24 protein-coding genes and 1 tRNA gene are annotated in these 24,885 nt (G+C 68.6%); 6 read left to right on the top strand and 19 right to left on the bottom strand.

The features are described from left to right. Positions 1-4 precede the first annotated feature (4 nt). From QOL99_RS01040 to QOL99_RS01020, 5 genes are all read right to left on the bottom strand, one after another. Positions 5-2,755 (bottom strand): S8 family serine peptidase, encoded by a 2,751-nt coding sequence (locus QOL99_RS01040; RefSeq protein ID WP_285520756.1) that lies wholly within the window; start codon positions 2,753-2,755, stop codon positions 5-7. 27 nt (positions 2,756-2,782) lie between these two features. Next, positions 2,783-3,787: an Ig-like domain-containing protein gene (locus tag QOL99_RS01035; RefSeq protein WP_285520755.1), complete on the bottom strand. Its 1,005-nt coding sequence runs from the start codon at positions 3,785-3,787 to the stop codon at positions 2,783-2,785. Between the two features lie 150 nt (positions 3,788-3,937). Further along, on the bottom strand, positions 3,938-5,161 hold the full coding sequence (locus tag QOL99_RS01030; RefSeq protein ID WP_285520754.1) for a M16 family metallopeptidase: 1,224 nt from the start codon (positions 5,159-5,161) through the stop codon (positions 3,938-3,940). Beyond that, a complete protein-coding gene (locus QOL99_RS01025; RefSeq protein ID WP_285520753.1) occupies positions 5,158-6,438 on the bottom strand; it encodes a M16 family metallopeptidase in 1,281 nt (426 codons plus the stop codon). The genes QOL99_RS01030 and QOL99_RS01025 overlap by 4 nt, the downstream gene beginning before the upstream one ends. A 57-nt stretch (positions 6,439-6,495) precedes the next feature. Next, a complete protein-coding gene (locus QOL99_RS01020; RefSeq protein WP_285520752.1) occupies positions 6,496-7,398 on the bottom strand; it encodes an RluA family pseudouridine synthase in 903 nt (300 codons plus the stop codon). A 72-nt stretch (positions 7,399-7,470) separates the two neighbouring features. Between QOL99_RS01020 and QOL99_RS01015 the strand changes: the two genes are divergently transcribed. Continuing rightward, positions 7,471-7,989: a M23 family metallopeptidase gene (locus tag QOL99_RS01015; protein WP_285520751.1), complete on the top strand. Its 519-nt coding sequence runs from the start codon at positions 7,471-7,473 to the stop codon at positions 7,987-7,989. Positions 7,990-8,007: 18 nt separating this feature from the next. On the opposite strand, the gene QOL99_RS01010 is transcribed toward QOL99_RS01015, so the two are convergent. From QOL99_RS01010 to QOL99_RS00995, 4 genes are read right to left on the bottom strand one after another with little or no spacing between them, the layout of a single operon-like run. Beyond that, positions 8,008-8,607 carry a histidine phosphatase family protein gene (locus QOL99_RS01010; protein ID WP_285520750.1) on the bottom strand — a complete coding sequence of 200 codons (600 nt, stop codon included), beginning with the start codon at positions 8,605-8,607 and terminating at the stop codon, positions 8,008-8,010. After that, positions 8,604-9,563 carry an NUDIX domain-containing protein gene (locus QOL99_RS01005; protein WP_285520749.1) on the bottom strand — a complete coding sequence of 320 codons (960 nt, stop codon included), beginning with the start codon at positions 9,561-9,563 and terminating at the stop codon, positions 8,604-8,606. Before QOL99_RS01005 ends, QOL99_RS01010 begins: the two co-directional genes overlap by 4 nt. Next, positions 9,560-10,234 (bottom strand): nucleoside deaminase, encoded by a 675-nt coding sequence (locus QOL99_RS01000; RefSeq protein WP_285520748.1) that lies wholly within the window; start codon positions 10,232-10,234, stop codon positions 9,560-9,562. The genes QOL99_RS01005 and QOL99_RS01000 overlap by 4 nt, the downstream gene beginning before the upstream one ends. Beyond that, entirely contained in the window at positions 10,231-10,836 is a 606-nt protein-coding gene (locus QOL99_RS00995) for a GGDEF domain-containing protein (protein ID WP_285520747.1), read from the bottom strand. Before QOL99_RS00995 ends, QOL99_RS01000 begins: the two co-directional genes overlap by 4 nt. Positions 10,837-11,087: 251 nt before the next feature. Between QOL99_RS00995 and groES the strand changes: the two genes are divergently transcribed. Both groES and groL read left to right on the top strand, forming a co-directional pair. After that, entirely contained in the window at positions 11,088-11,375 is a 288-nt protein-coding gene (groES, locus tag QOL99_RS00990; protein ID WP_285520746.1) for a co-chaperone GroES, read from the top strand. A 95-nt stretch (positions 11,376-11,470) separates the two neighbouring features. Continuing rightward, on the top strand, positions 11,471-13,120 hold the full coding sequence (gene groL / locus QOL99_RS00985; RefSeq protein WP_285520745.1) for a chaperonin GroEL: 1,650 nt from the start codon (positions 11,471-11,473) through the stop codon (positions 13,118-13,120). Positions 13,121-13,217: 97 nt separating this feature from the next. Here groL and QOL99_RS00980 read toward each other — a convergent pair whose 3' ends face one another. Together QOL99_RS00980 and QOL99_RS00975 are read right to left on the bottom strand one after the other, a co-directional pair. Next, the gene (locus tag QOL99_RS00980) at positions 13,218-13,574 is read right to left on the bottom strand and encodes a type II toxin-antitoxin system PemK/MazF family toxin (RefSeq protein WP_285520744.1); all 357 of its coding nucleotides are present in this window, start codon (positions 13,572-13,574) and stop codon (positions 13,218-13,220) included. Next, positions 13,571-13,786 carry a ribbon-helix-helix domain-containing protein gene (locus QOL99_RS00975; RefSeq protein ID WP_285520743.1) on the bottom strand — a complete coding sequence of 72 codons (216 nt, stop codon included), beginning with the start codon at positions 13,784-13,786 and terminating at the stop codon, positions 13,571-13,573. Before QOL99_RS00975 ends, QOL99_RS00980 begins: the two co-directional genes overlap by 4 nt. Before the next feature lie 144 nt (positions 13,787-13,930). Between QOL99_RS00975 and QOL99_RS00970 the strand changes: the two genes are divergently transcribed. Continuing rightward, positions 13,931-14,458, top strand: coding sequence for an AAA family ATPase (locus QOL99_RS00970; protein ID WP_285520742.1), 528 nt, complete (start codon positions 13,931-13,933; stop codon positions 14,456-14,458). Positions 14,459-14,505: 47 nt separating this feature from the next. Here the strand turns inward: QOL99_RS00970 and QOL99_RS00965 are convergent, their stop codons facing one another. The 3 genes from QOL99_RS00965 to trmH form a co-directional block, all read right to left on the bottom strand. Continuing rightward, complete coding sequence (locus QOL99_RS00965) at positions 14,506-15,750, bottom strand: 2,3-bisphosphoglycerate-independent phosphoglycerate mutase (protein WP_285520741.1); 1,245 nt, start codon at positions 15,748-15,750, stop codon at positions 14,506-14,508. A gap of 86 nt (positions 15,751-15,836) precedes the next feature. After that, complete coding sequence (locus QOL99_RS00960; RefSeq protein ID WP_285520740.1) at positions 15,837-16,655, bottom strand: TerC family protein; 819 nt, start codon at positions 16,653-16,655, stop codon at positions 15,837-15,839. A gap of 57 nt (positions 16,656-16,712) precedes the next feature. After that, the gene (gene trmH / locus QOL99_RS00955; RefSeq protein WP_285520739.1) at positions 16,713-17,378 is read right to left on the bottom strand and encodes a tRNA (guanosine(18)-2'-O)-methyltransferase TrmH; all 666 of its coding nucleotides are present in this window, start codon (positions 17,376-17,378) and stop codon (positions 16,713-16,715) included. Between the two features lie 103 nt (positions 17,379-17,481). Here trmH and QOL99_RS00950 point away from each other — a divergent pair, with 103 nt between their 5' ends. Further along, positions 17,482-18,330, top strand: a complete 849-nt coding sequence (locus QOL99_RS00950) for a peptidoglycan-binding domain-containing protein (RefSeq protein ID WP_285520738.1) — start codon at positions 17,482-17,484, stop codon at positions 18,328-18,330. Between the two features lie 193 nt (positions 18,331-18,523). Here QOL99_RS00950 and QOL99_RS00945 read toward each other — a convergent pair. The 3 genes from QOL99_RS00945 to QOL99_RS00935 all read right to left on the bottom strand — a co-directional run bounded on the left by QOL99_RS00945 (position 18,524) and on the right by QOL99_RS00935 (position 19,851). After that, positions 18,524-18,600: transfer RNA gene (locus QOL99_RS00945), tRNA-Arg, on the bottom strand. A gap of 97 nt (positions 18,601-18,697) precedes the next feature. Next, the gene (locus QOL99_RS00940) at positions 18,698-19,237 is read right to left on the bottom strand and encodes a site-specific integrase (RefSeq protein WP_285520737.1); all 540 of its coding nucleotides are present in this window, start codon (positions 19,235-19,237) and stop codon (positions 18,698-18,700) included. After that, complete coding sequence (locus tag QOL99_RS00935) at positions 19,192-19,851, bottom strand: tyrosine-type recombinase/integrase (RefSeq protein ID WP_285520736.1); 660 nt, start codon at positions 19,849-19,851, stop codon at positions 19,192-19,194. Before QOL99_RS00935 ends, QOL99_RS00940 begins: the two co-directional genes overlap by 46 nt. Before the next feature lie 109 nt (positions 19,852-19,960). Here QOL99_RS00935 and QOL99_RS00930 point away from each other — a divergent pair, with 109 nt between their 5' ends. Next, positions 19,961-21,679: a hypothetical protein gene (locus tag QOL99_RS00930; protein ID WP_285520735.1), complete on the top strand. Its 1,719-nt coding sequence runs from the start codon at positions 19,961-19,963 to the stop codon at positions 21,677-21,679. A gap of 3 nt (positions 21,680-21,682) precedes the next feature. Here the strand turns inward: QOL99_RS00930 and QOL99_RS00925 are convergent, their stop codons facing one another. Both QOL99_RS00925 and QOL99_RS00920 read right to left on the bottom strand, forming a co-directional pair. After that, positions 21,683-23,161 (bottom strand): class I SAM-dependent DNA methyltransferase, encoded by a 1,479-nt coding sequence (locus QOL99_RS00925; protein ID WP_285520734.1) that lies wholly within the window; start codon positions 23,159-23,161, stop codon positions 21,683-21,685. A 156-nt stretch (positions 23,162-23,317) separates the two neighbouring features. Further along, entirely contained in the window at positions 23,318-24,880 is a 1,563-nt protein-coding gene (locus QOL99_RS00920) for a restriction endonuclease subunit S (RefSeq protein WP_285520733.1), read from the bottom strand. Positions 24,881-24,885: the final 5 nt, after the last annotated feature.

Genomic DNA, 24,885 nt, shown 5'->3' with positions numbered 1-24,885 from the left:
TCGTTTAGCGCTGAATGCCGAACACCGGGCTGGTGTACGTCTCGATATGGTTGGGGTTGCTCTCGTCGCCCAGGGCCTTCAGGACGCGCAGGCGCAGTTGATAGTCGCCGTTGGGCGCCGCGCTTCCATTGGCGAGGGTTCCGTCCCAGCTCCAAGTGTAGTAAGCGCTACTACCAGGTCCAGTGTAGCTGTTCGTGGCGTTGCGGCCCACGTACTCGTCACGCGACACGGTGTCCACGAGGCTACCACTGGCATCCAACACGTCCATCTCGATCCAGCGCGACTGGTGCGCGAGGTGGACCCACAGGCGCGGAATGTCGAGAACCAGTTGCTCCTCCTCGCCCTCATCCGCCACGTTGACCTCACGCAGCGTAAAGACCGGCTTTTCCGTAGGCGTGGCACCCTCGAAGAAAATTTGCCCGGCCACGGCGTCATAGAGCGCCGGGAAGTTGCGCAACGTGTTGCCCAGACCATAGCCCGGCAGCGAGATGTTCCCTAGCACCTGAATGTTCTGGTAGTCACCAATCAGGCCGCCGTAGGGCACGCTCAAGCTGACCCCAGTCACGCCCTGCATCACGATGTGTCCGCCGTACTGTCCCAGGGCCGGAGCCGTGGGCGCGGTGATTGCGACTTCCAGCTCCACACTCGAGTAGGGGGCCACGCTGATGCTGAGACCGCCACCCTCAATCTCGGCCGATTCACCATTGATGCTGACATTGGCGGCGATCACCGCGGGCCGGGGAGCGAAGGTCGTGCCCTGGATGCCCAGCGCAGGCACATGGTAGACCTGATAGATCTGGCGGGTGGACCCATTGTTCCGCAGGGTCAGGACCTTGGTGCGGGTGGGGAACGCCTCACTCTCGCCCATGGCGATCTTGCTGGGGGTTACGCTGACACCGCTTTCCAGCGCCGCGAGCGCCGCGGGCGCGTTGAGCAGGCCCGCGCCCTGCCGCTGCACGAAGTCCACGAAGGGGCTAATCGCGCCGCTCAGGAAGTAGTTTCCGGGCACAGCCGTGTTCTGGAACAGACGACGGGCGTTGCCATCGATGCTGGCGAGTTGAGGGTGCTTTTCCAACAGCAGCGCAGCGATACCGGCCGCATGAGGGGCCGCCATGCTGGTGCCGCTCAGCACCGCGTAGCCCGTCGCTTCCTGGCTCAGCGGGTAAGTGCTCTTGATCAGGCCGCCGGGAGCGCTAACGTCAGGTTTGAGGTCAAGGTCAGGCGACGGTCCGTAGCTGGAAAAGCTGCTCAGGGTGTTGCCAGTGATGTTAGGGAACAGTTGGGTGTCTCCCGTGAAAGTGACGGTCGAGCCCATGGCCGCATCAAGGCGAGCTCCGTCTTCCGGAGTGATACCGACAACCGGAATCTCAATCACCACGTTGTCGTTGGCAAGACTGGGAGCGACCGTCGCCGACACCACACCTGGAGCATTGTTGTAGATCAGCACCGCTTTGGCGCCCGCCGCCTGCGCGTTCAGCGCTTTCTCGCGGAACGAACAGGTGCCGCGGCGAATCAAGACCGCCTTGCCCTCCAGGCTGTTCGGGGCGTAAGGGCTTACACCATTGACGGTGCAACCGTCGTTGGCAGTCGTGGGGGTACTGCCTGGCGCCTTGGCAAGGGGCAGGCTTAGGCCCGTTTCGGGATCGGGGGCGCCAGTCGCGACCGCGTAGCCCAGGCGGCTCCCATCGGCAGCCAACACGAGAACGCCGAGTTCAAGCTTGGTGTTGTCTACAGAAGCGACCGAGATCACGTTCTCGCCGAGGCTAGGTGCGCCCGTCGCGTACTGACCACTGGTGCCGCTGTTGCCCGCCGACACGGTAACGATCATGCCGCGCTTGGCCAGACGGCTGGCAGCCTTGGCCGTGGGATAGGAGGGCCATTGAAACGCGGCGCCGATGCTCATGTTCAGCACGTCCATGCCGTCGGCCTCTGCGCGCTCCATGGCCTGAAGCATGATGTCGGCGTTCGTCGATCCCTCGCAGCCAAAGACCTTGTAGGCACCGAACTGCACGTCGGGCGCGACCCCCATAAACCCATTGGTGGGATCGTTGGCTCCCACGATGCCTGCGACGTGCGTGCCGTGACCACCGCAGTCGTCGGGGTTGTCGTCGGGAGTGGGCGTAGTGACAATGTCACCATTCTCGTCCTCGCCGCCGAACGCATCACCCACGAAGTCGTACCCGGCCACCACACGGTTCTTGAACGCCGGGTGATCGAGGTCAATGCCGGTGTCCATCACGGCAACCTTGACGCCCTTGCCGGTCAGACCCAGTTCTTCACGGACATAGGTGGCGCCGGTCAGCCCCGCTGCCGTTTGCACCTGCGTCTCGGAAGCTCCCTGCTCCAGCAGGGCCTGCGGGCGCTCGACCTCCACAACGGGGAAGACACTGAGAACCCCGGGCATGCGCGAGATGCGTGCGGCCTCGGCGGGCGACACGCTGACGCTGAAGCCGTTAAAGAGACGTTGGTAGCTGCTGTGCTCCTGCCAGCGAATCCCAGCCTGCGCGACCTGTGCCCGGAAGCTCGCCTGCTGGCTTTGCAGACTCTGAGCACCCAGCACCGTGGGATCTCCCTCCAACTCAACGAAGTAGCGGCCCGTGGTGCTGGCGATCTCACTGACGGGCACTTGGACAGCGGTGCCACTCTGGCCTGTGGCCGGAGTGTTCGGGGCGGGTTGACGGGCAGTCTGGCTGCCGCATCCGGCCAGCAGGATGGCCGCCGTGAGCAGCAGGGTGGTAGTACGCGGAGTATTCAAAGTCAGTCTCCTTGGTGAGCAGCGACCTTAACGGCGCTCCAGTTCGATGCGGTACTGGTTGTTGATGTCGTCGTCGGTGGCCGTTTCGTCGTCATAGATATCGAAGCTGGTCACCATCACGTAGTAGGTGCCCGCCTGGGGCGCATTGAAGCGGATATCGGCGTCGTATTCCTCACCGCTGTCGTCGTCACGCTCCAGCACCGTACGGCCGTCGGGCATCAGGATTTCTACATACGGGTCCAGGGTGCTCTGCGGAAAGGGGCCGCTCCGGGTACGCACCGTCAGGCGCAGACGCTCACCTTCTTGGGCGTTAAAGCGGTAGTAGTCACGGTCACGGGCCACGCCAGCGATGCGGGCATTGACCCCCTCGCCAATATTGATCAGGGTGGCCCGCTCCAACACGTCGTTGTCCTCGCCGGGATCCAGCGCCACAGTCACGAGTTGGGTCGCCTCGGCGGTCTGACCAGCCGTGTCATAGGCCACCACCCGGATCGTCCGCACGCCGTTTTGACGGAAGGTAAAGGGCAGCGTGGTTTCGTAGGGCGGCTCCGTATCCGTGAAGACCAACTGGCCGTCAAGGTAGAATTCGACCTTGGTGATGCCGCGGTCGTCTTGGGCATTGGCCCGCACCGTCACGGAAGCATCTCGCGTCAGGGCCGTACTGCTCGCGCTGACGCTCACGGTGGGCGCGGCGTCGATGGCCACATTCACGGTGGCAGTGTCTTCGCCACGGTTACCCGCCGCGTCAAGCGCGACTGCGCGGTAGGTCAGGGTGCCGTTCTGGGCGGAGGTCACCGTGTCAGTGGCCGTGTAGGGGGTCTCGCGGTCTTCCCCAATCTTCTCAGTGCCACGGTAGAACTCCACCAACGTTACGCCGACGTTGTCGGAGACGGTGGCCGTCAGATTCACAGCCGTACCGTTCAGGGTCGCCTGCAGATCAACGTTGGGAGCCTGACGATCAGCGCTGGAACCACAGGCAGCCAACAGCAGGCCGGTCAGGAGGGCGAGGGGCAGGGTACGCGATGGCTTCATCTGAACTCCTTAAGATACCGGTGAGGAACGCGAACAATCAACGGGCCCTGTCGCCAGCATGAAGCTGTAGACAGACGGCCACCTGAGAAGGCAGCCATGATTTCCGGTGACAGCACTATAAGGCCCGGATGAAGCAGAGGCAAACGTGACTCATTGCACTACTCCTCCCATCCCTACCCCCGTTGCCCCCTCCAGCGGGCATAGGTCCAGCACCGCCCGCACCGCCTCCAGCGAGACCCGCTCAAAACGGGCCACCTGCTCTTCGGTCGTCAGGGCCTCGCCCATTGTCAGCGCGTCCATGCCCAGTGCGAAGAGGCGGCCCCCCGGCGTCTCGGCCCGCAGCAGGGTGGACACGGCGAGCTTGCGGGCGGCCCGGCGCACCCGCTCCGGCGTCAGCCTGTCCCCGGCCGAGCGCAGCACGTCCAGGTAAGCGGCCTGCACCTCCACGAAGCGCTCGGGGTCGCAGGAGAAGCCGCCTTCAAAGGTGCCCACGTCGGTGTAGTCCAGGTGCCCCAGATCCGCGCTGTCGGCCAGACCGGTGTCCAGCAGCGCCCAGTACAGGTCGCCGTTCTCGCCGCCGATCAGCTCGGCCAGCACCGTCGCCGCCTCACGCAGGGGGTGACGGGCGGACAGGCCGGGAAGGGCAAGGGCCGCCTGCACCCGGCTGAGGCCCTCGTCGCGCAGGAAGCGGAAGGTGCCGGGATGCCGCGGCACCGCCGGAGCGGGGGCAGGCGCCGGAAGACCAGCGGGCCAGCCTGTCAGCTCCCGCGCGGCCCAGGCTTCCACCGCGTCCGGGTCGAAGGCGCCCACCACCGTCAGGGTCACCCGCCCGGCCCCGTAGCGTTCCTGCCAGTTGCGGGCCAGCACCTCGCGCGTCAGCCCGCCCACCGTCTGCGGCGTCCCCAGGATGGAGTGGCCCAGCCCGTGCTCACCCCAGTAGCTGGCCCGCAGCTCGTCGGCCACGCGCACGGCGGGCTGCTCGGCGTACATGGCGATTTCCTCGAGGATCACGCCGCGCTCGGCCTCGATGTCGGCCGGGCGCAGGGCGGGGCGCAGCAGTTCGGTCAGCGTCTCCAGCAGCTCGCCTCCCTGCTCGGGCAGCGTCGCCGCGTGGTAGACGGTGGCTTCCTCGCCGGTAAAGGCGTTGGCGTGCCCACCGAGGTCGTCGAGGCGGGCGTTGAGCTCGGCAGACGGGACCGACTCCGACCCCTTGAACATCAGGTGTTCGAGGAAGTGGGAGGCGCCAAGTTCCCCGGGCCGCTCCTCCCGCGCCCCGGTCGCCACGAAATAGCCCGCCGCGACGGTCTGCGCGGCCTCGTCGGGCTCCAGCAGCAGGGTCAGGCCGTTCGGGAACCGCCGCTCCCGCAGGGTCACGCGGCCTCCCCGGTGCCCTGGCCCGCCGCCTCCGGCCCCAGGGTGACCACCGTGGCCCCGGCGAGGGGATCGTATCCGGCCAGGAAGGCGTTCACGTCGTCCAGCGTGAGGGCCGAGACCGCCGCCCGCAGCTCCGCGAGGGGCCGCACCCGGCCGAAGAGGGCGAGGTCGCGGGTCAGGCCCCCGGCCCGCGAGCGCAGGCTCTCGGCGCCGAAGACCACCCCGGCGAGGAGGCCCCGGCGGGCCCGCTCGAACTCGGCAGGCTCCAGCCCGGCCCCCAGGCGGCCGAGTTCCGCGAGCAGCACCTCCAGCGTCTCCCCGGCGCGGCCCGGCGTGCTGCCCGCGTAGACGCTGACAAACCCCTGCCCCCCCAGCACCACCGGTGAGGCCCCCACGCTGTAGGCCAGCCCCCGCTCCTCGCGCACCGCGTGAAAGAGGCGGCTGGCACTTCCGCCCGAGAGGGCCGTCAGCGCGAGCTGCCAGCGCAGCCAGTCGGGACTGAGTGGCGAGATGCCGGAGGCCGTCACGCTGAGGTGGGTCTGCTCGGCCTCCGGGTGGGGGATGTGGGCGCGGGCACCGGAAACGAACCGCGCAGGGACGACCCCCGGTTCCCCTCCGTTCCAGCCCGCGAAGGCCCGCTCCACGAGGCCGCGCACCTCCCCCGGATCGGCGTCGGCCACCAGCCCCAGCACGCTGCCCCGCGCCGGATACCCGGCGTGGAAGGCCCGCAACCCCTCCGGCGTCAGGCGCGAGAGGCCCTCCCGCGTGCCGCTCGCGGGGTGGACATAGCCCGCGTGGGGCGAGGCGGGGTCGGGCGGAAAGGCCGCCCGCCGCGCCTCCACCGCGAGGCGGTCGGGCGGGCTCTCCTCCAGCGCCTCCAGGTCCTGCCGGGCGAGGTCGGTCAGGACCGGCAGTTCCCCCGGCGGCAGCTCTGGCCGCAGCACCAGGTCGGCCACCAGGCCCAGCGCGGCGGGCAGGTCGGCGCTCAGGCCGCTGAGGCTCACACGGGTCGCTTCCGGCCCCACGCCCCCACCCCGCCGCACGCCGAGGTCGTCGAAGGCGTCCCCCAGGGCGCGGGCGTCCCGGCCCCCGGCCCCCTTGGACAGCCATTCCTCCAGCACGCCCGCCGCTCCCTCCTGCCCGCGCGGGTCGTGGGCGCTGCCCACCGGAATGCGCAGGTCGAAGGCGAATCCCGGCCCCTGGCGGCGCTCGAAGGCGACCGTCAGGCCGGAGTCCAGGGTCCAGAGGTGGGCGGGCAGGGCGGCGGGAGAACTCACCGGGGGAGTGTAGCGGCTGGGTGGGGAGAGGCTGGGAGCCAGGTCGCAGTCCTTCCCCTACTCCCCGGCCCGCCGCAGCGCCGCCGGAGGTTCGGCCCGCAGGAGCAGGCGCTCGCCCGTCAGCGGGTGGGTCAGGGTCAGCCGCCCGGCGTGGAGGAGGTAGCCCAGATCACCGGGGAGGCCGGGGTCGTCCGCGCGGGGCAGGCCGCCGGGGGCGTAGAGGGGGTCGCCCACGAGAGGGTGCCCCGCCGCCGCGAGGTGGATGCGAATCTGGTGGGGCCGCCCGGTGTGCAGGTCCACCTCGAAGAGGGTCGCGTCCGAGCGCCGCTCCAGCACCCGCGCCACGCTGAGCGAGCGCTTGCCCGCCGCACTTGCCGCGTGCACCGTGCCCAGCCGGGGATGCGGCACCGGGCCGACCGGCGTGGTGAGTGCCCGCTCTTGCCAGTCGGGGTGGCCGCTGCCCAGCGCCCGGTAGACCTTGCCCACCTCGTCCTCCCGCCACGCCCGCGCGAGGGTGGCCGCCGCCGCCCCGGTCAGGGCGAACAGCACCAGCCCCGACGTGCCGCGCCCCAGCCGGTGCAGGGGCCGCGCCTCCGGCCAGCGTTGGCGCACCTGGGTCAGCAGGGTGCCTTCCAGAAAGCCGCCGCCCGGCAGCGTGGGCAGGCCGGAAGGCTTGGCAACCGCGACGATGGCCGCGTCCTCGTGGACGACCGCGAAGTCCAGCGGCACCGCTTCCTCCTCCCAGGGGGGACGGTGCCAGTCGAGGCGCTGTCCGGGACGCAGCACCTCCCCGCCGTGGGCCGCCCCGCCGTCCAGCCGCAGCTCGCCCGCCTGCAGCCGGGCCTGCCACGCCGCTGCGTCCGAATGGGTGTGCGCCCGTGTCAGGTAGGCCAGCACGGTCAGCCCCTGTGCCCAGGCGGGGACGCGCTCGCGGTAGACATAGCCCGAATTAGGCGGCATGAGAGGAAGGGTAACGCCGGGACCGTGCCCTGGGGCGCCGTCCGGGCCGGGTCAGGCCCCCATGCTGGAAGGGTGCGCCGTTTCCTCCGCCTCCTGCTGACGCTCGCCGTGCTCGCCGGAGCCGCCTATCTGCTGTGGCCCTACCTGGAACACGCCCGGCGTTACTCGGCCCTGCTCGCCGCGCCCACGCCCACCGAGGGCAGCCTGCCCAACCCGCTGCCGGGACAGCGCTTCGTGGACACCTGGGGCGCGGCCCGCTCCCAGGGGCGGCGGCACGAGGGCGTGGACATCTTCGCGCCGCGCGACACGCCGATTCTCGCCACGACGCCGGGCGTGGTCGTCAACGTGGGCGAGAACCGTCTGGGCGGGCGCACGGTGATGCTCCTGGGGCCGGGCGGACAGCGCCACTACTACGCCCATCTGGAGCGCTACCGCGAGGACCTGAAAGAAGGCGACTGGGTCGAGGCCGGGGACGTGGTGGGCTACGTGGGCGACAGCGGGAACGCCCAGGGCACGCCGCCGCACCTGCACTACGGCATCTACGGGGTGGGCGGGGCGATCAACCCGTATGGGCTCTTGCGCGGGGAGTAGCGGCCAGGGTGTCAGCACTCACAGGTGCGGCGTGAGGTTGACCCCCGTCACCACCGCCGTATGACTTTCCCGCGACAGCTCGGCCGTGGCGAAGGCCGTGTCCCCGAAGCGGAAGCGGCCCCGGTGCGCCCCGGTCAGCTCGCGCAGCATGGCGTTCAGAAAACCGCCGTGCGACACCACCAGCACGTTTTCTGCCCCGCCCCGCCAGATCAACTCCAGCGCGAGCAGGGCGCGGGCGCGGATGCCCGCCTGCGACTCGCCGCCGTCCCGCGTCAGGGGCGAGAGGTCGTGGCGGAACTCGGGAAGGGGATACCTCGCCCGCGCTTCCGCGTGGGACAGTCCGGCGAGGGGGCCATTGTCGTGTTCCATCAGCAGCGGCGTCGGCGTGACGGGCAATTCCAGCGCCCCCGCCACGAGGGTCGCCGTCTCGTGCGCCCGGACCAGGGTGGAGGCGTACACCCGGCCAAAGCCCGGCGGGTGGGCCTGCCAGTAGACCGCAAGCGCTCCCGCCTGGGCGCGGCCCACCGCCGTGAGGGGCGAGTCGTAGCGGCCCTCGTGAACGCCCTCGTCGTCGGCGCGGCTGCGGCCGTGGCGCAACAGGGTCAGGTGGAAGGTCACACGGTCCTCGTCGCCAGCAGGGCATTCTCGCGGCGGCTCGCGCCCACCTCGGTGCAGAGGAGGCGCGGGTGGGTGAACAGTGCGTCCCGCAGGGAGTCACCGCCGTGCAGCCGCTCCGGGAGGAAGGCGGGCGGGCTGAAGTCGTCCAGCACCAGCAGTCCGCCGGGGCGCAGCGCGTCCACGAGGGCGTCCAGACCCTCCTCCCCTTTCGCCGGGGCGCAGTCCACGAAGATCAGGTCGAAGGGGCCGCCCTTCAGCGCTTCCCGCCAGTCGGCACAGCGGGCCTCGGCGCGGGGGTCACCCGCCAGCAGGGAGGCGACGGCCCCGGCACACACCGGGTCCGCGTCCACCGTCAGGAGCCGCGCCGCAGCGTCCAGCCCCGCGAGGAGCCACGCCGTGCCCACACCCATTCCGCCCCCCAGTTCCAGCACCCGCCCGCCGGGACGCGAGGCGGCCAACGTTCTCAGCAGTCGCCCAGTTTCGAACGAGCAGGAGTGGGCAAAGCCGTGCGCCGCTGCCCCCTTCGTGGCCCCCACGACGAGCGGCGGCCGGGCCAGCGCCGGGGGCGTCTCTCCCCGCGCCGCGAGCACCTGCCGCAGTTGCACGTCGTCGGCCCAGGGGAGCGAGCGGGGGTTGACCCAGGCGACCGGGCGGCCCTCGGGGCTGGGCTCCAGCGCGAGGAGGCGCAGGGGGACGCACTCCTGCGCCTCGTCCCAGGCCCCGTACATCCTGAACGGCTCACCTGCCACCTCGCCGTGCGCCCCCGCTTCCTCCCAGGCTTCGCGCACGGCCGCCTGCTGCGGCGTCTCGCCGGGGTGGATGCCGCCGCCGGGCAGGGTCCAGCCGCCCCGGTTGAGGGCCACCATCAGCACCCGCCCGTCCCCGCGTTCAATCCAGGCCGACGTCCGCCCTCTCCGGGCTTCCGAAGGCGAGAGGTTGAGAAAGGGCGCGGTCATGCCTGCTCACCGTTCAGGAGGGAGAGTGCCTCGCTCAGCGGCGCCTGCCGGGTGCGGAGGGCGGCGAGCGCACCAGAAGCATGAAGTTGGAGGGCTGCCTCAAACAGGTGGGGGTGCTGTTCCTGATGACTCACGAAAAAACCGTGTTCGCGCGGCATTGAGTGGTCCAGAAAGAAAGTCAGCAGGAGGACCGTACACATCCGCTCGACCTCCTCCGGGGCACGCGACACTTGCACATTCTTCTGGCGAGGGTAAAAGGTGTCGGTAAGGGCATCGGTATGGCCGCCCCAGGGATCGGAAGCGGCAAAAGCCAGCCGCCCGATGCGGGCCATCAACATGGCACCCAGACACATCGGGCAGGGTTCCACTGTCGTGACGAGCGTCAACTGGCGCGACTCCTCGGCCGTCAATTCCGGCAACGTCAGCAGGGTATTGACCTCGGCGTGTCCCAGCCGGTGCCCACTGATTACCCCATCCACCGCCCGCCCCTCCCCCAGCCGGTTGCGCCCCCGCGCGATCACTTCCCCGGCCCCGTCCACGATGGCCGCACCGATGGGATACGAACCATGCAGGTAGGCGGTCCAGGCTTCGGAGAGAGCGGCGTGCCAGCCTTCCGGGAAGCCTTCCTGACGGCTGACCGCCGAGGGCTGACCGCTCGCGCTCGCCTTCACAGCGCTCCCCGGTTTTTCTCGATCAGCTCGTCCAGCGCTTCCCGCAGCAGGCTGGCCTCGGTGCGGCCCAGCGCTCCCGAGAGCTTGGAGAGGCGTTCGAGCTGGCTCTTGGGGTAGTAGTTGGATTTGAGGACCATCTTGCCCTCCACGTAGATGCACACCCGGCCCCGGCCCTCGCGCTTGGCCCGCAGCAGCGCCTCGTCGGCGGCGCGTTGCAGGTCGGCGAAGGTGTGGGCGTGGGCGGGCCGCGCCGCCAGCCCCACGCTCAGACCCAGCGTGCGCGGCCAGTGGGGGTCGCGGTGAATCTGGAAGTGCCGGATCACCTCGTCGAGGAGGATCAGCGCCGTCTCCGCCGCCGTCTCGGGGAGCAGCGCCGCGTACTCGTCGCCCCCCAGCCGCCCGATCACGCTGCCGCCCGGCAGGCTGCCCGACAGCAGCCGCTCGACCCCGCGCAGCACCCGGTCGCCCTCGGTGTGCCCCAGAGCATCATTGAGCGTCTTGAAATGGTCGAGGTCCAGCAGGGCCAGGGTCACCGGAGCGCCGCGCAGGTCCTCGAAGGCGGCCTCGAACGCGGGACGGGTCAGGATGTCGGGTCTGGGCATGGGAGCCTCCTGGGTGGGATGGCTCAGCTTACACCATGCGGTCTGACATATATATGTCCGATCTGTTACGTCAGGTGGGACAGGAGAAATCCGCCGTCTCAGCCGCACTTGAGCGCACCGGACTCAGATTGTTGGATTCGCAGAGTTGACATTCTTGAGTCCACCCGACTAGGATTCCGTCTGGAACGGCGAAAGCCGCCCAGCTTGGGCGGCCGTAGCCCCAACGCATCTCATCCACAGGAGGTTCATCCATGCTCAAACCGTTAGGCGACCGCGTGCTTGTCGAGATCATCGAGGAAACCGAGCAGAAGACTGCCGGAGGGCTGTACGTCCCCGACACCGCCAAGGAAAAGAGCCAGCGCGGCAAGGTCATCGCCGTGGGCAACGGCAAGATGCTCGACAACGGCACCCGCGTCGCGCTCGATGTCAATGCGGGCGACACCGTGTACTTCGCCAAGTACGGCGGCACCGAGGTGACGCTGGAAGGCAAGAACTACTCGATCCTCAGCGAGCGCGACATTCTCGCCATCGTCGAGTAAGACCCGGGCGAGAGGCCCCGGGGCCTCTTTCGCCGGGTCAGCACCTTCCTCTCTTGTTCTCCCTGTTTCCCCTGCACGTTTAAGGAGCACTCCACATGGCTAAACAGCTTGTTTTTGACGAGTCCGCCCGCCGCAGCCTCGAGCGCGGCGTCAATGCCGTCGCCAACGCCGTCAAGGTGACCCTCGGGCCGCGTGGCCGCAACGTGGTCATCGAGAAGAAGTTCGGCTCTCCCACGATCACCAAGGACGGCGTCACGGTCGCCAAGGAGATCGAACTCGAGGACAAGCTCGAGAACATCGGCGCCCAGCTGCTCAAGGAAGTCGCCTCCAAGACCAACGACATCACGGGGGACGGCACCACCACCGCCACCGTGCTGGGGCAGGCCGTCGTGAAGGAAGGCCTGCGCAACGTGGCCGCCGGAGCCAACCCGCTGGCCCTCAAGCGCGGCATCGACAAGGCCGTGCTGGTCGCCATCGAGGAGATCAGGAAGCTCGCCGTGCCCGTCGAGGACAGCGACGCGATCAAGAAGGTCGCCGGGATCAGCGCCAACGACGAGCAGGTCGGCCAGGAAATCGCCAACGCGATGGACAAGGTCGGCAAGGAAGGCGTCATCACCATCGAGGAGTCCAAGGGCTTCGACACCGAGGTGGACGTCGTGGAAGGGATGCAGTTCGACAAGGGCTACATCAGCCCCTACTTCATCACCAGCCCCGACACGATGGAAGCCGTCCTCGAGGACGCCTACATCCTGATCAACGAGAAGAAGGTCGGCGCCCTCAAGGACCTGCTGCCCGTGCTGGAGAAGGTCGCGCAGACCGGCCGTCCCCTGCTGATCATCGCCGAGGACGTGGAGGGCGAGGCCCTGGCCACCCTGGTCGTGAACAAGCTGCGCGGCACGCTGAACATCGCCGCCGTGAAGGCGCCCGGCTTCGGGGACCGCCGCAAGGAGATGCTGCGCGACATCGCCGCCGTGACCGGTGGACAGGTCGTCTCCGAGGACCTCGGCCACAAGCTCGAGAACGTCGGCATGGACATGCTGGGCCGCGCTGCCCGCATCCGCATCACCAAGGACGAGACCACCATCGTGGACGGCAAGGGTGAGCAGACCGAGATCGACGCCCGCGTCAACGCGATCAAGGCTGAACTCGACTCCACCGACTCCGACTACGCCAAGGAAAAGCTTCAGGAGCGCCTCGCCAAGCTCGCGGGCGGCGTGGCCGTGATTCGCGTCGGCGCGGCGACCGAGACCGAGCTCAAGGAGAAGAAGCACCGCTACGAGGACGCCCTCTCCACCGCCCGTTCGGCGGTCGAGGAAGGCATCGTCGCGGGCGGCGGCACCACGCTGCTGCGCGTGATCCCCGCCGTCCGTGCGGCCGCTGAAGGTCTGACCGGCGACGAGGCCACGGGTGCCCGCATCCTGATCCGCGCCCTGGAGGAACCCGCCCGCCAGATCGCCGTGAACGCGGGCGAGGAAGGCAGCGTCATCGTCAACGCCGTCATCAACTCCGACAAGCCCCGCTACGGCTTCAACGCCGCGACCGGCGAGTACGTGGACGACATGGTCGCCGCTGGCATCGTCGACCCCGCCAAGGTGACCCGCACCGCCCTTCAGAACGCCGCGAGCATCGGCGCGCTGATCCTGACCACCGAAGCCATCGTCTCCGACAAGCCCGAGAAGGCCCAGAACGGCGGCGCTCCGGCAGGCGGCATGGGCGGCGGCGACATGGGCGGGATGGACTTCTAAAGCAAGCAGGAAGCTGTCAGCGACCAGCTTTCAGCAGAGGAGGGAGCCGGGGCATTGCGCATCGGCTTCTTCCTTCTGGTTTGGCGGCAGAAGCTGTTCAGGTAAGGGTCAAATGCAGCCTCAGTGCGGCGTCCAGTCGCCGCATGGCTTCGGCGGGCAGTTGGCCGAGGCTCCCCCTCACCCGGCGGCGGTCGAGGCTCCTCATCTGTTCGGCCTGGGCCTTGCTGTCGTGGTCCAGGCCGCTCTCTTCCTGCGGGAGATAGACCTGGAAGGAGTAGACGCGGGCCGTGTTGCTGGTAATGGGAATGACGGTGACCACGGGCGAGGTGAGATTGGCATGGTCGTTGCTGACCACCACGGCGGGCCTCGTCTTGTTGGCTTCACTGCCCACAGCCGGATCAAGGTTCACCAGCACGAGGTCACCACGTTGCAAGGGCAGACTGCTCTGGCTCACAGGCCGTCCCCGCTGGCCCGGTCCCAGAGGGCGGCGTCCTCACTGCTCTGCCACTCTTCACCCGCTGCGCGGTAGTCCTCCTCCAACGCGCGTTTTTGAAGCAACTTCAATGCGAGTTGCAACACTTCACTGCGGCTGCTCAGGCGATGCCGCTGCTGATAATGGTCCAGAAAGTCGACTTGCGGCTCAGGAAGGCTAACACTCAATTTCATACCAGGAGGGTAGCACTCGGAGGTAGGAAACTATGGAAGCCAGTAGGTTTCAGGGAGGTTAGAGAGGGAGGTTAGATTGGGCCTTCCTCTCTTTCCCTCTCTTTCGGATGACGTTCGGACCTGGACAGCCCATACCCTCCCATCATGTCCCCCACCCTCCTCGTCGTCTCCGGCCTGCCCGCCTCCGGCAAGACCCACCTCGGCTCACGGCTGGCGCGGGAGCTGGGGTGGCCGTTGGTCAGCAAGGACGAGTACAAGGCCATCCTGCACGACCACCTGCTGGGGCTGACCCGCGCCCAGGCCGGGCCGCTGAGTTTCGAGCTGATGTACCACGTCGCCGGGGTGGTGCTGGCGGCTGGCGGCAGCGTGGTGCTGGAGACGCACTTTTACCGGGGAATGAGCGAGTCGAAAATCGAGGGGCTGGCGCGGGCGCACGGCGCCAAGCTCGTTCAACTCTTCTGCGAGGCCCCACTGAACGAACTGCGGCGCAGGCACGCGGCGCGGGTGGCCTCGGGTGCCCGGCCCCAGATCGACCAGCCCTTCGACCACGCCGAATTGCCGGAGAGGGCGTGCTGGACGCCGCTCGCCCTGGACGGGCCGCTGCGCCGGGTGGACACGACCCAGCCTCAGGACACGTCCGACCTTGCCCGCTGGGTGCGCGAACAGGGCTGAGGGGAAGGCCCACCCGGAGCCCTCCCCTCTGGCGCTGGCCGCCTCCCTTACGCCCCGTACTTGTTCAGCTTGAGCGCGTTCGCCATCAGCAGCGGCATCACGTCGGTGCCCCGGCGCAGGCCCAGGCTGCCCTTGACCGCTTCCTCCTCGGTGTAGCGGACGGCCATATCCTTGCGCCCGTAACGGCTGCTGATCAGCAGCGGCACCGGGTGCCAGGAATGGCTGGCGAGCTTGCTGGGGGTGGAGTGGTCGCCCACAATGCACAGCACGTCGGGGTTCAGGGCGCGGAGCTGGGGCAGCAGGGCGTCGAACAGTTCGATCTTCTTCGCCTTGGCGTGGAAGTCGCCGTCCTCGCCCGCCGAGTCGGTCTTCTTGACGTGGAAATAGAAGAAGTCGTACTCGGCCCAGTGCGCGGTGAGCGCGGCGACCTTGCCGTCCAGGGCGTCCTCCTCGCCTTGCACCTCCAGCACGTCCATCCCGACGAGGCTGGCGAGGCCCCTGTACATCGGGTAGGAGGCGATGCAGGCGGCCCGCAGCCCGTAGGTGTCCGCGAAGGACGGGAAATGCGGCACGTCGCTGTAGCCCCGGAACAGCACGCCGTTGACCTGCGGTTCGTCCACGAGGACCGCCTCGGCGCGGGCGACAAAGGCGTTGACCAGCTCGGCGGTGCGGGCACTCGCCGGGTCGGCCGCCTCGGCGGTGAGCGGGGGCACGCCCGTCACCTGCGGGTCCACGTCGCTGAGGTTGGCGCCCAGGCCCTGACCGGCCTCGTCCACCCCCTGCGAGCGGAAGACCACCACGAAGCGGTGCTCGGACTCGGTGTAGATCTCGACCGGGGTGCCGTCGATCTCGGGGATGGCCGCCCGCAGCCGCGCCACGATCTCGGCGTTCTTCTCGTCGCTGGGGCGCCCGGCGCGGCGGTCGGCGATGATGCGGCCCACCCCCAGCGAGGCGAAGTTGCCGCGCACGGCCACGTCCCCGGCCCGCAGGCGCACGCCGATGCCCACCGCCGAGAGGGCGCCGCGCCCCACCACGTAGCGCAGCGGGTCGTACCCGAAGAGGCTGAGGTGTCCCGGTCCGCTGCCCGGCGTGATCCCGGCGCCCACCAGTTCGACCTCCCCGAGTTGCGATTCCAGCGCCAGCGCGTCGAGGTTGGGCGTTTGCGCCGCCGCGAGTTCGGTGTCGCCGTTCACGGTGAGGGGCAGGCCGCCCACACCGTCGAGCACGACCATCAGGATCTTGCTGTCGGTCTTCTTGGCGATGGGGCGAATGGTGTCCATCAGGTCGCTCATGGGCCCTACTTTAGACCGCCCAGCACAAGAACGGGGGCCACCCCCCATCTGGAAGGCGGCCCCCGGAGACCGGGAGGGGGCGAGCTTCAGCGCCCGTCGATGCGTCCGTCGGCGGCGTCGCTGACCGTGGCGTCCATCTCGCCCACGATGGCCTCGGCCCGGCGCTCGGCGGCAGGTTCGCTCATGGCGGGCTTGCGGGTGGCCAGGTAGGTGCCGATCACCGCGATGCCGACCATCACGGTCCAGAAGAGGGGCTGGGGCATGTGGAAGGTGGGCACCCAGGGATAGATCTCGTGGGCGGCCTCCAGCGTCTCCACGCCGAGCTTGACCGCGATCCAGCCCACCAGCGCGTAGGCCACGTTGTCCAGCGCGGGGTAGCGGTTGAGCAGCTTCAGGAAGAGGGTCGCCGCGACCCGCATCAGGATCAGGCCCATCACGCCGCCGATCACCACGATGGTCAGCCCCTGCTCGCGCGGCATGTCACGGGGAATCAGCGCCACACCCGCCAGGATCGAGTCGACGGAAAAGGCGAGGTCGGTGAGGTTGAGCAGCACCACGGTCGCCCAGAAGCCCCGGCCCCGCGCACTCGCGGCGGCCTCGTCCTCGCTGTGGCCGCGCTTGGCGAAGTGGCTGATGGCGAGGTAGGCGAGGTAGGCGGCGCCAAAGGCCCGCAGCCACCAGTACTCCAGCACGTAGGAGGCCAGCAGCACGCCCAGGATGCGCAGCACGACCGCGCCGCCGATGCCGTAGGCCAGCGCCTTGCGGGCGAGGTCGCCCTTGAGGTGGCGCACCATCACCGCGAGAACGAGGGCGTTGTCCGCCGAGAGCAGGCCCTCCAGCAGCAGCAGGGTGCCGAGAATCGCCCACGTCTCGGCATTGAAGGGAGGCAGTTCGAGATTGAACATAAACGGGGCAGTCTAGCGCCGCCGGGGTGAGGACAGGCCGCAGAGCCCTCCGTGGAGTCAGTCCACGATCTGCCCCGCCTCGTCCAGCGCCGGGTAGGGCTCGCCCCGTTCACGGTAACTGGGAACGAGGTCGGGGTAGCCCCACTCGAAGGCGAGGCGGGCCATGTCCTCGGGCGAGAGCTGCGGCGCGTCGTACATCCCGGCCAGCATCCGCTGCCGCTGCGCTTCAAAGAGGATGGTCGCGGCAGCCACCGACACGTTCAGGCTCTGGACCATCCCGAACATCGGAATGACGATGTTGGCGTCGGCGGCGTCGGCGGCCTCGTCCGAGACACCCCACTTCTCGGCCCCCAGCAGGACGCAGGTGGGCCGGGTGTAGTCGGGCTCGCGGTAGTCCACGCTGCGCTGCGAGAGGTGGGTGGCGAGCACCTGAAAGCCCCGGCCCTGAAGCCCGCGCACGGCGCTGATGGTGTCCGCGTGCGACTGTACCGGCACCCATTTGTGGGCGCTGCCGGAGGTGGCGGCGTAGGTGTGGCTCCCAAAGCCAGCGAGCTGACCACCCTGGGGGGGCACGGCGTGGGCTTCTAGGACGCCCACCGCGTCGCAGGTCCGCACGATGGCCGAGAGGTTGTGCGGCTTGTTGACCTCGTCCATCAGGACACTCAGCGTGGGCTGGCGCCGCCGCAGGACCCGCAGAATCTTCTGGTAGCGTTCGGGCGTCATCGGGCCAGAGGCTAGCGCACCACGTGGGCCGCTCAAGCCCGGCTCAACCCTCCGCGCCCCGGCACTCAGGCCCCGTCAGGTTGCGGGTGATAGCACTGGGGGTATGAAGTTCGCCTTGCTCCTGGCCGCCCTGCTGGCCTCTACCGCCCTCGCCGCCCCGACCCCCAGGGACGTGAACCGGGCTGCCACCCGCGCGGCCGGAGCACTTGACGGCGTGCTGCGCACCTGCCCGGCGAGCTTCGCGCGGGTGGGCACGCCCGACAAGCAGTGCGTGGGCGCGGGCGGCAGCGTGGAGGCCCTGCGGGGCAAGCTCAGCGCGGCGCTGGGAGACGACCTCTACGGCGTGTGGCGCAGTCGCGACAGTCAGCGCAGCGTCTACAACTGGGTCCGCACGACGGGCGGGTACGTGTATCTGCGCGTGCAGCCGGACCCGGAAGGCCGGGCAGGGTCACTGCTCTACTTCGACCTGCCCCCCGAGAGTGGGGGCGCCGGGGCGACGACCCCGGCCCCGGCCCGCGTGACGGTCAGGCCCACGCCCACGCCCGCTCCGGTGGCCGTCACCCCGACGCCCGCGCCCCAGTCCACAGCTCAGTCCATAGCCCAGCCCACAGCCCGGCCCACCCAGACGCCTCGCCCGGCACCTACCGCCACCACCACGGCGGCCTCCCGCTCGCTCGCCCCGGTGCCCTTCACGCGCCCGCTTCGGCTGCAGGCTCAGCGCATGAGCGGCGCCGATGTCCGCGCGGTGCAAGACCGCCTGATCGCCCTGACCCGCCCCAGCGGGGGTGGGCGCGGCGACGGCTGGTACGGCCCGGTCACGGCGGCGACGGTGCGGGCGTTCCAGACGGCCAACAGCCTTCCCGTGACGGGCACGGTGGACCGTGCGACCTGGACCCGGCTGTTCAACGAGCAGGCCCGGACCTTCGCGGCGAGCAGCATCGACCTGCCCTGAGCCCGCCTGCCGGTCCTCAAGAAAAGCTCCCGCATGAGGTCGGGAGCGGTGGACCCGACTTCACCCGGCCGGGCTGAATTGTGGAACACCCTCAGTGTGCGGGGCCTCTGTGCGAGTCCGATTTGGGCGGCTTCTGGGCGCCTTCATCCAGGACAGAGCCGCCCCCGGCCGGGACAGCCAGGGGCGGGGGACTTGGTGCACTCGACTGGATTCGAACCAGTGGCCTGCCCCTTAGGAGGGGGCCGCTCTATCCAACTGAGCTACGAGTGCGGAGGGAGATTTGGGCGTCTGCATCGACAACGCCAGAGGTCACTTTAGCAGCTTGGAGCCCCGGCTGAGAACGCCGGGGCCATTTGCGGGCCACTGCTCAGATATCCAGGGCGATGGGCTTTTGGTGTTCCGGCCAGAAGTGCAGGTACACCCGGCGGGTCGTCCCACTGTCGCTGTGGCCGACGTACACCGCCACCTCCTCCAGCGAGAAGCCCTGCTTGGCTGCCAGGCTGACGAAGCCGTGCCGAAGGGCATGGAAGGAGTGACTGGGAATGCCCAGCCGGTGGGTCAACCGCTTGAGGACCCGGTTCCCGTTGCCGGGGTGCTGCATCTTGCCCCGGCGTGTGGTGAAGACGTAGTTGGCGTCTGGGTGTCCCTGCTCGGCCTGGAGCGCCTTGACCTCGCGCAGCAGTTCGACCACTGCGGGGGCAAGGGGGACGCGCCTGCGCGACTTGTCGGTCTTCGGATGGGTGACGGTGCGGCTCCCCTCGCCGTGGGTGGACAGCACCTCCTCGACGCGCAAGGCGCCCTCTTGCAGGTGGACATGGACCCAGCGCAGGCCATACACCTCGCCAATCCGCATCCCGGTTCTCAGGCCCAGCGCGATGGCGTACCCGTGCGTGGTCCGCTCAGCCATCGCCGCCTGAAGCAGCCGACTGGCCTCCTCAGGGGTCCAGGTCTTGATCCTGGTCTGGCTGCGCTGCTCTGTCCGTTGCGGCACCTTGACCTCCCGCGTGGGGTTGCTGTGGAGGTAACCCCGGCGAACGGCGTGGCCCCCATCGCCAGGCGAAGGACGACGTGGATTTTTTGACGGGTCTGGCCCAGGCTGGTCTGGGTCAGAAGGTCCCTGTGGAAGTCCTCGACGAGGCCCGGCGTCAGGGCGGAGACCTTCCACTTGCCCATGCGGGGGCGGATATGCAGGCGAATCAACTCGGCGTTAATGCCGAGGGTTCGCGGGCTGACCCCTGACGTACGGCGCACCTCCATCCACTCGTCCAGCAGGTCCGCGACCAGCAGCTCTTTTTCCCTGAGCTGCTGCCCTGCTTCCGCGTCCACCTTGGCGGCCCACATCGTCTTGCGGGCGTCCTCGATGCTGCGGCACTGCGCCCGGCCCTTGAGCCGCTTGCCCTCGCCGCTCGGCAGCGTGACGCGAATGGCCCACTCGTACACCGACTCGCCGTTCGTCAGCGTGCGAATCTTCTGGCAGGACCCCTCGCCGTTCCCCCGGCGGCCTTCTTTCTTCTTCGTCATCCCGTCCTCCCCTGGAAGCCCCTGACAGTGACTCCCTCGGAGAACAGGTTCTCGTCCAGTCACATTTTCAGTCGGACTGAAGAAACGGACGGACGAGATGCTGTTGAGCATGACTGACCCACCCCCTTCCCTGGCCCAGATGCTGAGCGACCTTTTCCCCCGTCAGGAGACGCGGCATATCCGCTGGGACCCCAGAAGCGACCCGCACAACAAGCAGGTATATGAGGCGGCTTCCCCCGCCACCCTGCGCGAGTTCGGGACACACCTCGCTGAGGCGGCCTGGCCCGGCCCCGGCGCCCTGGGCCTCTTCCCCGGCTTCACTCCACATGGAAGAAAGCTTCCGCTGACCACCTGGGCGATGCTGGACTTCGACGAGCATCGCCCCGACGACCTCCAGCCGCTGTTCGAGTTGCTGAGGCGGCAGGGGCTGACCGTGCTGTTCAACGGAGGGACCAGAGACCGGGGAACCCACCTGTGGTTCCTGCTGAACCGGCCCATTCCGGTCCGGCAGGCGTACGCCTCGCTGAAGTTCCTTCAGAGGGTGGTACGGGAACTGGTCGGCATAACGATTGAGTTGCGTCCATCGAGCCCCAGTGGGCAAGGCGTCGGCGTCTTCCTGCCTTACCGGGGTGCCGAGCTGGACGGGTACGGGGCCAACCCGCTGGTGGACTTCGCCACCTCGGAAATCCTTTCCCTGCCTGAGCTGGCGTCGGGACCACGGCAGGACGCCGCCGACTTCATCCGGCTGGGAACATCGCGCAGCGTGCAGCGGTTCACCTGTGGCAAGGCCAGACCCCGGCACCCGTGGCACCCCCGGCTGGAGAGCGTGATTCTCGAGGGCGAGAAGACCGACCGCTGGGACGACGAGCTTGAGCGGCTGGAAGAGCTATGGGAGGAGGGACGCCGCCACTCCCTGACGGTGGCCGCCACCTGCCACGGCCTGAACTGCGGCGTGCCCGGGGAGGAGATTCGGCGGGACCTCCTCGACCTGGCGCGGGGGTGTCAAGACGACGAACTCTCCGAGCGGGAACGCGCTATCGGGGGCGTGCTGGCCCGGCACGGACGGGGCGAGACCATCTCCGCCACCCACTTCTACGAGGAGGCGGGGGTGCCGCCCCCCAGCAAGGTCAGCTCCATCGTCCGCGAGACCATCGGGGAGCTCGTGGACGCCATGATGGCCGACCCCTGGAAGACCACCGCCGGGAAGTCCGCCCGCAGCGTCTACAAGGCATTGCTGCGCCTGGGCTGGCACCACGGGCACGACCACCCGGAAGGCGCGGAGGTCAGCGTGGCCTGGACCCAATTGGAGCGCGAGGCGAACGTAGGCTCGACCGCCACCTTGCAAAACAGCCTGGCCCTGCTCGAACAGCGTGGTCTGCTGCGGCGGGGGCTGAGTCCACAGGGCGACAAAAGCGGCTCATTTATTCTGTTGACGACGAACCGAAGCACCCATATTACGGAAGAGGAGACCAGAGGGTACTTCAGTTCATCGCTCCACCTGCGGAACGGGAGGGGCAAGCTGGGGAAGACGGCGGAACAGCTCTTCGACCTGCTGCTCTACTTCGGGCCGCAGAGCCTGGCGGAACTCGCACAGCGGATGGATGCCCGGCCCTACGACCTGCACAAGCACCGGGACAAGCTGCTGATCGCCGGGGCCATCCAGGAGGACCAAGACGGTATCCTCTGCGCCTCGCCGGAGATGGAGTCGCACTTCGCCCGCCGCTTCCAGGAAGACGGCAGCCTGACCGCAGAGGAGCGGCAGGAGGCCCGGATTCGGGAGAGGATGGCACGCTACCGGGCCAGGCGGGCGAGGTGGCAAAGGGCCTGACCTTCAAGCAGGCACGGCCTCTTCAGCCTCTTCCCTGCCCAGCTCCCCCGCCACCTGCCGGAACTCATCGAGCGCCGCTTCGAGGCTCTCCACGATTTCGGCGGCCAGGATGGCGGGCGCGGGCAGGTCGCTGCCTTCCTCCAGGCTGTCGTCCTTGAGCCAGAACGCGTCGAGGTTGACCTTGTCGCGGGCCAGCAGCTCTTCGAGGGTGAAGCGGCGGAAACGTTCGGACTCCTGCCGGGCGGTGCGGTCCTCGGCCCGGTACGCCTCCACGAAGTCGCGCAGGTCCTCGCGGCGCATGGGGCGGGTCTTGAGGGTGAAGTGCTGGTTGGTGCGGAGGTCGTAGAACCACACCTCGCGGGTCAGCGCCCCTTCGCCGCTCGCGCCCCGGTCGAAGAACAGCACGTTCGCCTTCACCCCCTGGGCGTAGAAGATGCCGGTCGGCAGCCGCAGCACCGTGTGCAGGTTGCAGTCGTGCAGCAGGCGGCGGCGCACCACCTCGCCCGCTCCCGCCTCGAACAGCACGTTGTCAGGCACCACAACGGCGGCGCGGCCCCCGACCCTGAGCAGCGAGAGGATGTGCTGAAGGAAGTTCAGCTGCTTGTTGCTGGTGCGGGCCGTGAAGTCCGGGCGGGCGTAGCTCTGCTGCTGGCGCACCGCGTTGCCGTCCTCGTCCAGCTCCACCAGCGCCCCTTTCACGCCGAAGGGCGGGTTCGCCAGCACGATGTCTACCGCCCGCGCCGGGGGCGTCGCCAGGCTGTCGAGGCGCTCCACCGGGGTCGTCGTGCCGCCGATGCCGTGAAGGAAGAAGTTCATCGCCGCCAGCCGCACCACGCTGTCCACGATGTCAGCCCCGTGAAAGGTGCGCTCGCGCAGGTCCTCGCGCTCGTCGGGGTCGAGGCGGTAGGTCTTGACGAGGTAATCCCGCGCCGCGAGCAGAAAGCCCCCGGTCCCGCACGCCGGGTCCGCGATGGTCTCGCCGGGCTTCGGGTGCGTGACCTCCACCATCGCCTCGATAAGGGAGCGGGGCGTGAAGTATTGCCCGGCCCCGCCCTTCACGTCCTCGGCGTTTTTCTGGAGCAGCCCCTCGTAGATTTCGCCTTTCACGTCGAAGGGCAGCCCCGACCACTGCTGCTCGTCGATGAGGCTGACCACCCGCCTGAGGGTCGCCGGGTCGTTCACCTTGTTGTGCGCCTTCCTGAAGATGACGCCCAGCAGCCCCGGCTCCCTCGCCAGTTCCTCCAGCGTGCGGCGGTACTGGGTTTCCAGCTCCGCCCCGGTCAGGCCGCGCAGCCGCTCCCAGGAGTACGCCTCCGGCACCTCGGGCGCGTCGGGCTGGCCGCGCATCTCACCGGCCATCTTGAGGAACAGGAGGAAGGTGATTTGCTCCAGGTAGTCGCCGTAGCCCACCCCGTCATTCCTGAGGAGGTGCGCCAGACTCCAGACGCGGGCGACAAGCTGGGCGGGAGAGGGGGAGGTCATGGGAGGCATGATGTCACCGCCGCCGGGCCTGCGCTTGACGAAAAGGGGGCGGGGCAGCCCGTGCCTCCGCCCCTCTCCCTTATTCGTCTTTCAGCCCCAAAAGTGGAATAACGTCCCACCTTGTTCTACTCAGCGCGAACAAGTAAGCAGGTTGTTTCAGGTTTCGGCGTCCGGCGCGAACAAGCCGCCGCCCCCCGGCTTCCGCCCCCGCCGCCCCCCCGCCCGAACCGCCGCCGCGCCCGCCTTGAGCTTCTCGGCCTGGATGCGTTCCAGCAGCACACTGGCGGGTTCATCCGCCGGGTCCTGGGGCACCAGCCCGCCCGTGAAGGCCCGGTGCAGCACGCTCTGGCGCATGGCCTCGGCCCGCTTCAGCTCGGCGCTGACGGTGGCTTCCAGGTTGTCGAGGATGGACAGGCGGCGTTCGACCTCCGAGACGATGTAGGTCTGTTCGGGGAGGGGGGGGAGGGGGAGAGAGATTTCCTTGATGATGCCGAGGCTCAGATTGGGTTGGACACCCCCCGCCGCAGCCCGCCGCAAGTTGTCGTAGTTCCAGCGGAAAAAGAGCTTGGCGAAAGACCGAGTTTCGCCAGGCCCACTGAACATCAGTGCGGCACAGGCTTGGTTCGTCGCCGCGGGTATGACAAGTTCTCCGACCTTCCCCCGTGTTTTCCCCTCGCCGTACATGGCAATGAGGAGCGTTCCCGCCGGGAAGACCTTCGCGTTCGTTTCCTGCACGGCGGCTTCGGTGATGAAGTTCGTCGGCTCGGTGATGAAGTCGCTGTTCATCGCCCCACTCGTCACCCAGGGAATAGACCCGCCCTCGTAAAAACGCCGCTCGCCCTTCAACGGCGTTGCGCCCGTCCCCACATCCGCTACCTGCTCCACGCTCGCCCACGTCCACTCCGTCGGCAGCTCCGGCAAGCCCGCCGTCTCCGGCTCCTGCGGCTCCTTGTACTTGCCCTTCTTGCCGCTCTGCGCCCACCGCCCCCGGCGTTCTTCCAGAATCCGGGTCAGCAGCTCCGCGCCCGTCTCGGTGGCCGGGTTCGCCGCCCGCCACTCCCGCGACAGTTCCCCGGTGACGGCGGCGTGCAGCAGGCTCTGGCGGTAGCGTTTTAGGAGGGCCTGCGTGCGCTTCAGCTCGGCCGTGCCCGCGTCCAGCTTGCTGAACAGCTCCTCGATGCGGGCGACGATGCGCCGCTGCTCGGGGAGGGGGGGGAGGGGAAGGGAGTAATCCGTCAAGAAGTGCGGCGGTACCCGCTTCTGTCCTGCTGCACCACGCATGTTGTGCTCGGCCTCGCCCCGAAACTGCTTGCTTGTCACGAGGTAGAAGGCGTACTTCCGCTCAAGGACGCTGGTCGCTCGAATGACGTGAAACTCCGTCGAGCCGTACCCGATGCCACTGGTCAACCCATCGACGAGGGCCGCCTTGCCGTTCTCCATGCAAGGCGTAATTTTGGCGAAGATGAGGTCGCCATCCTGGAAGGGGGTATAGCCCTTCTTGACCTGCCCGTAGGACCGAACCTGTGAGCCGTCGTACTGCCCACACACTTCCTGCACAGCGGCCATCGGAATGAACGTCACTGGCGCGTCTTCATCTAGCCCGGAAGTGTCCGGTCGGGCGTTTACATAGGCCACCTCCCCCAACGTGGTCCACGCCCAGCCGGGCGGCAGGGGCGCAGGCTGGGGCGTGGTCGGCGGGGCTTCGGGGGTGGCGGTCACGGGGG

It is taken from the genome of Deinococcus rhizophilus, from assembly GCF_030271215.1.
Classification (GTDB): domain Bacteria; phylum Deinococcota; class Deinococci; order Deinococcales; family Deinococcaceae; genus Deinococcus; species Deinococcus rhizophilus.
This window is presented reverse-complemented; position numbering and strand designations above follow the sequence as displayed.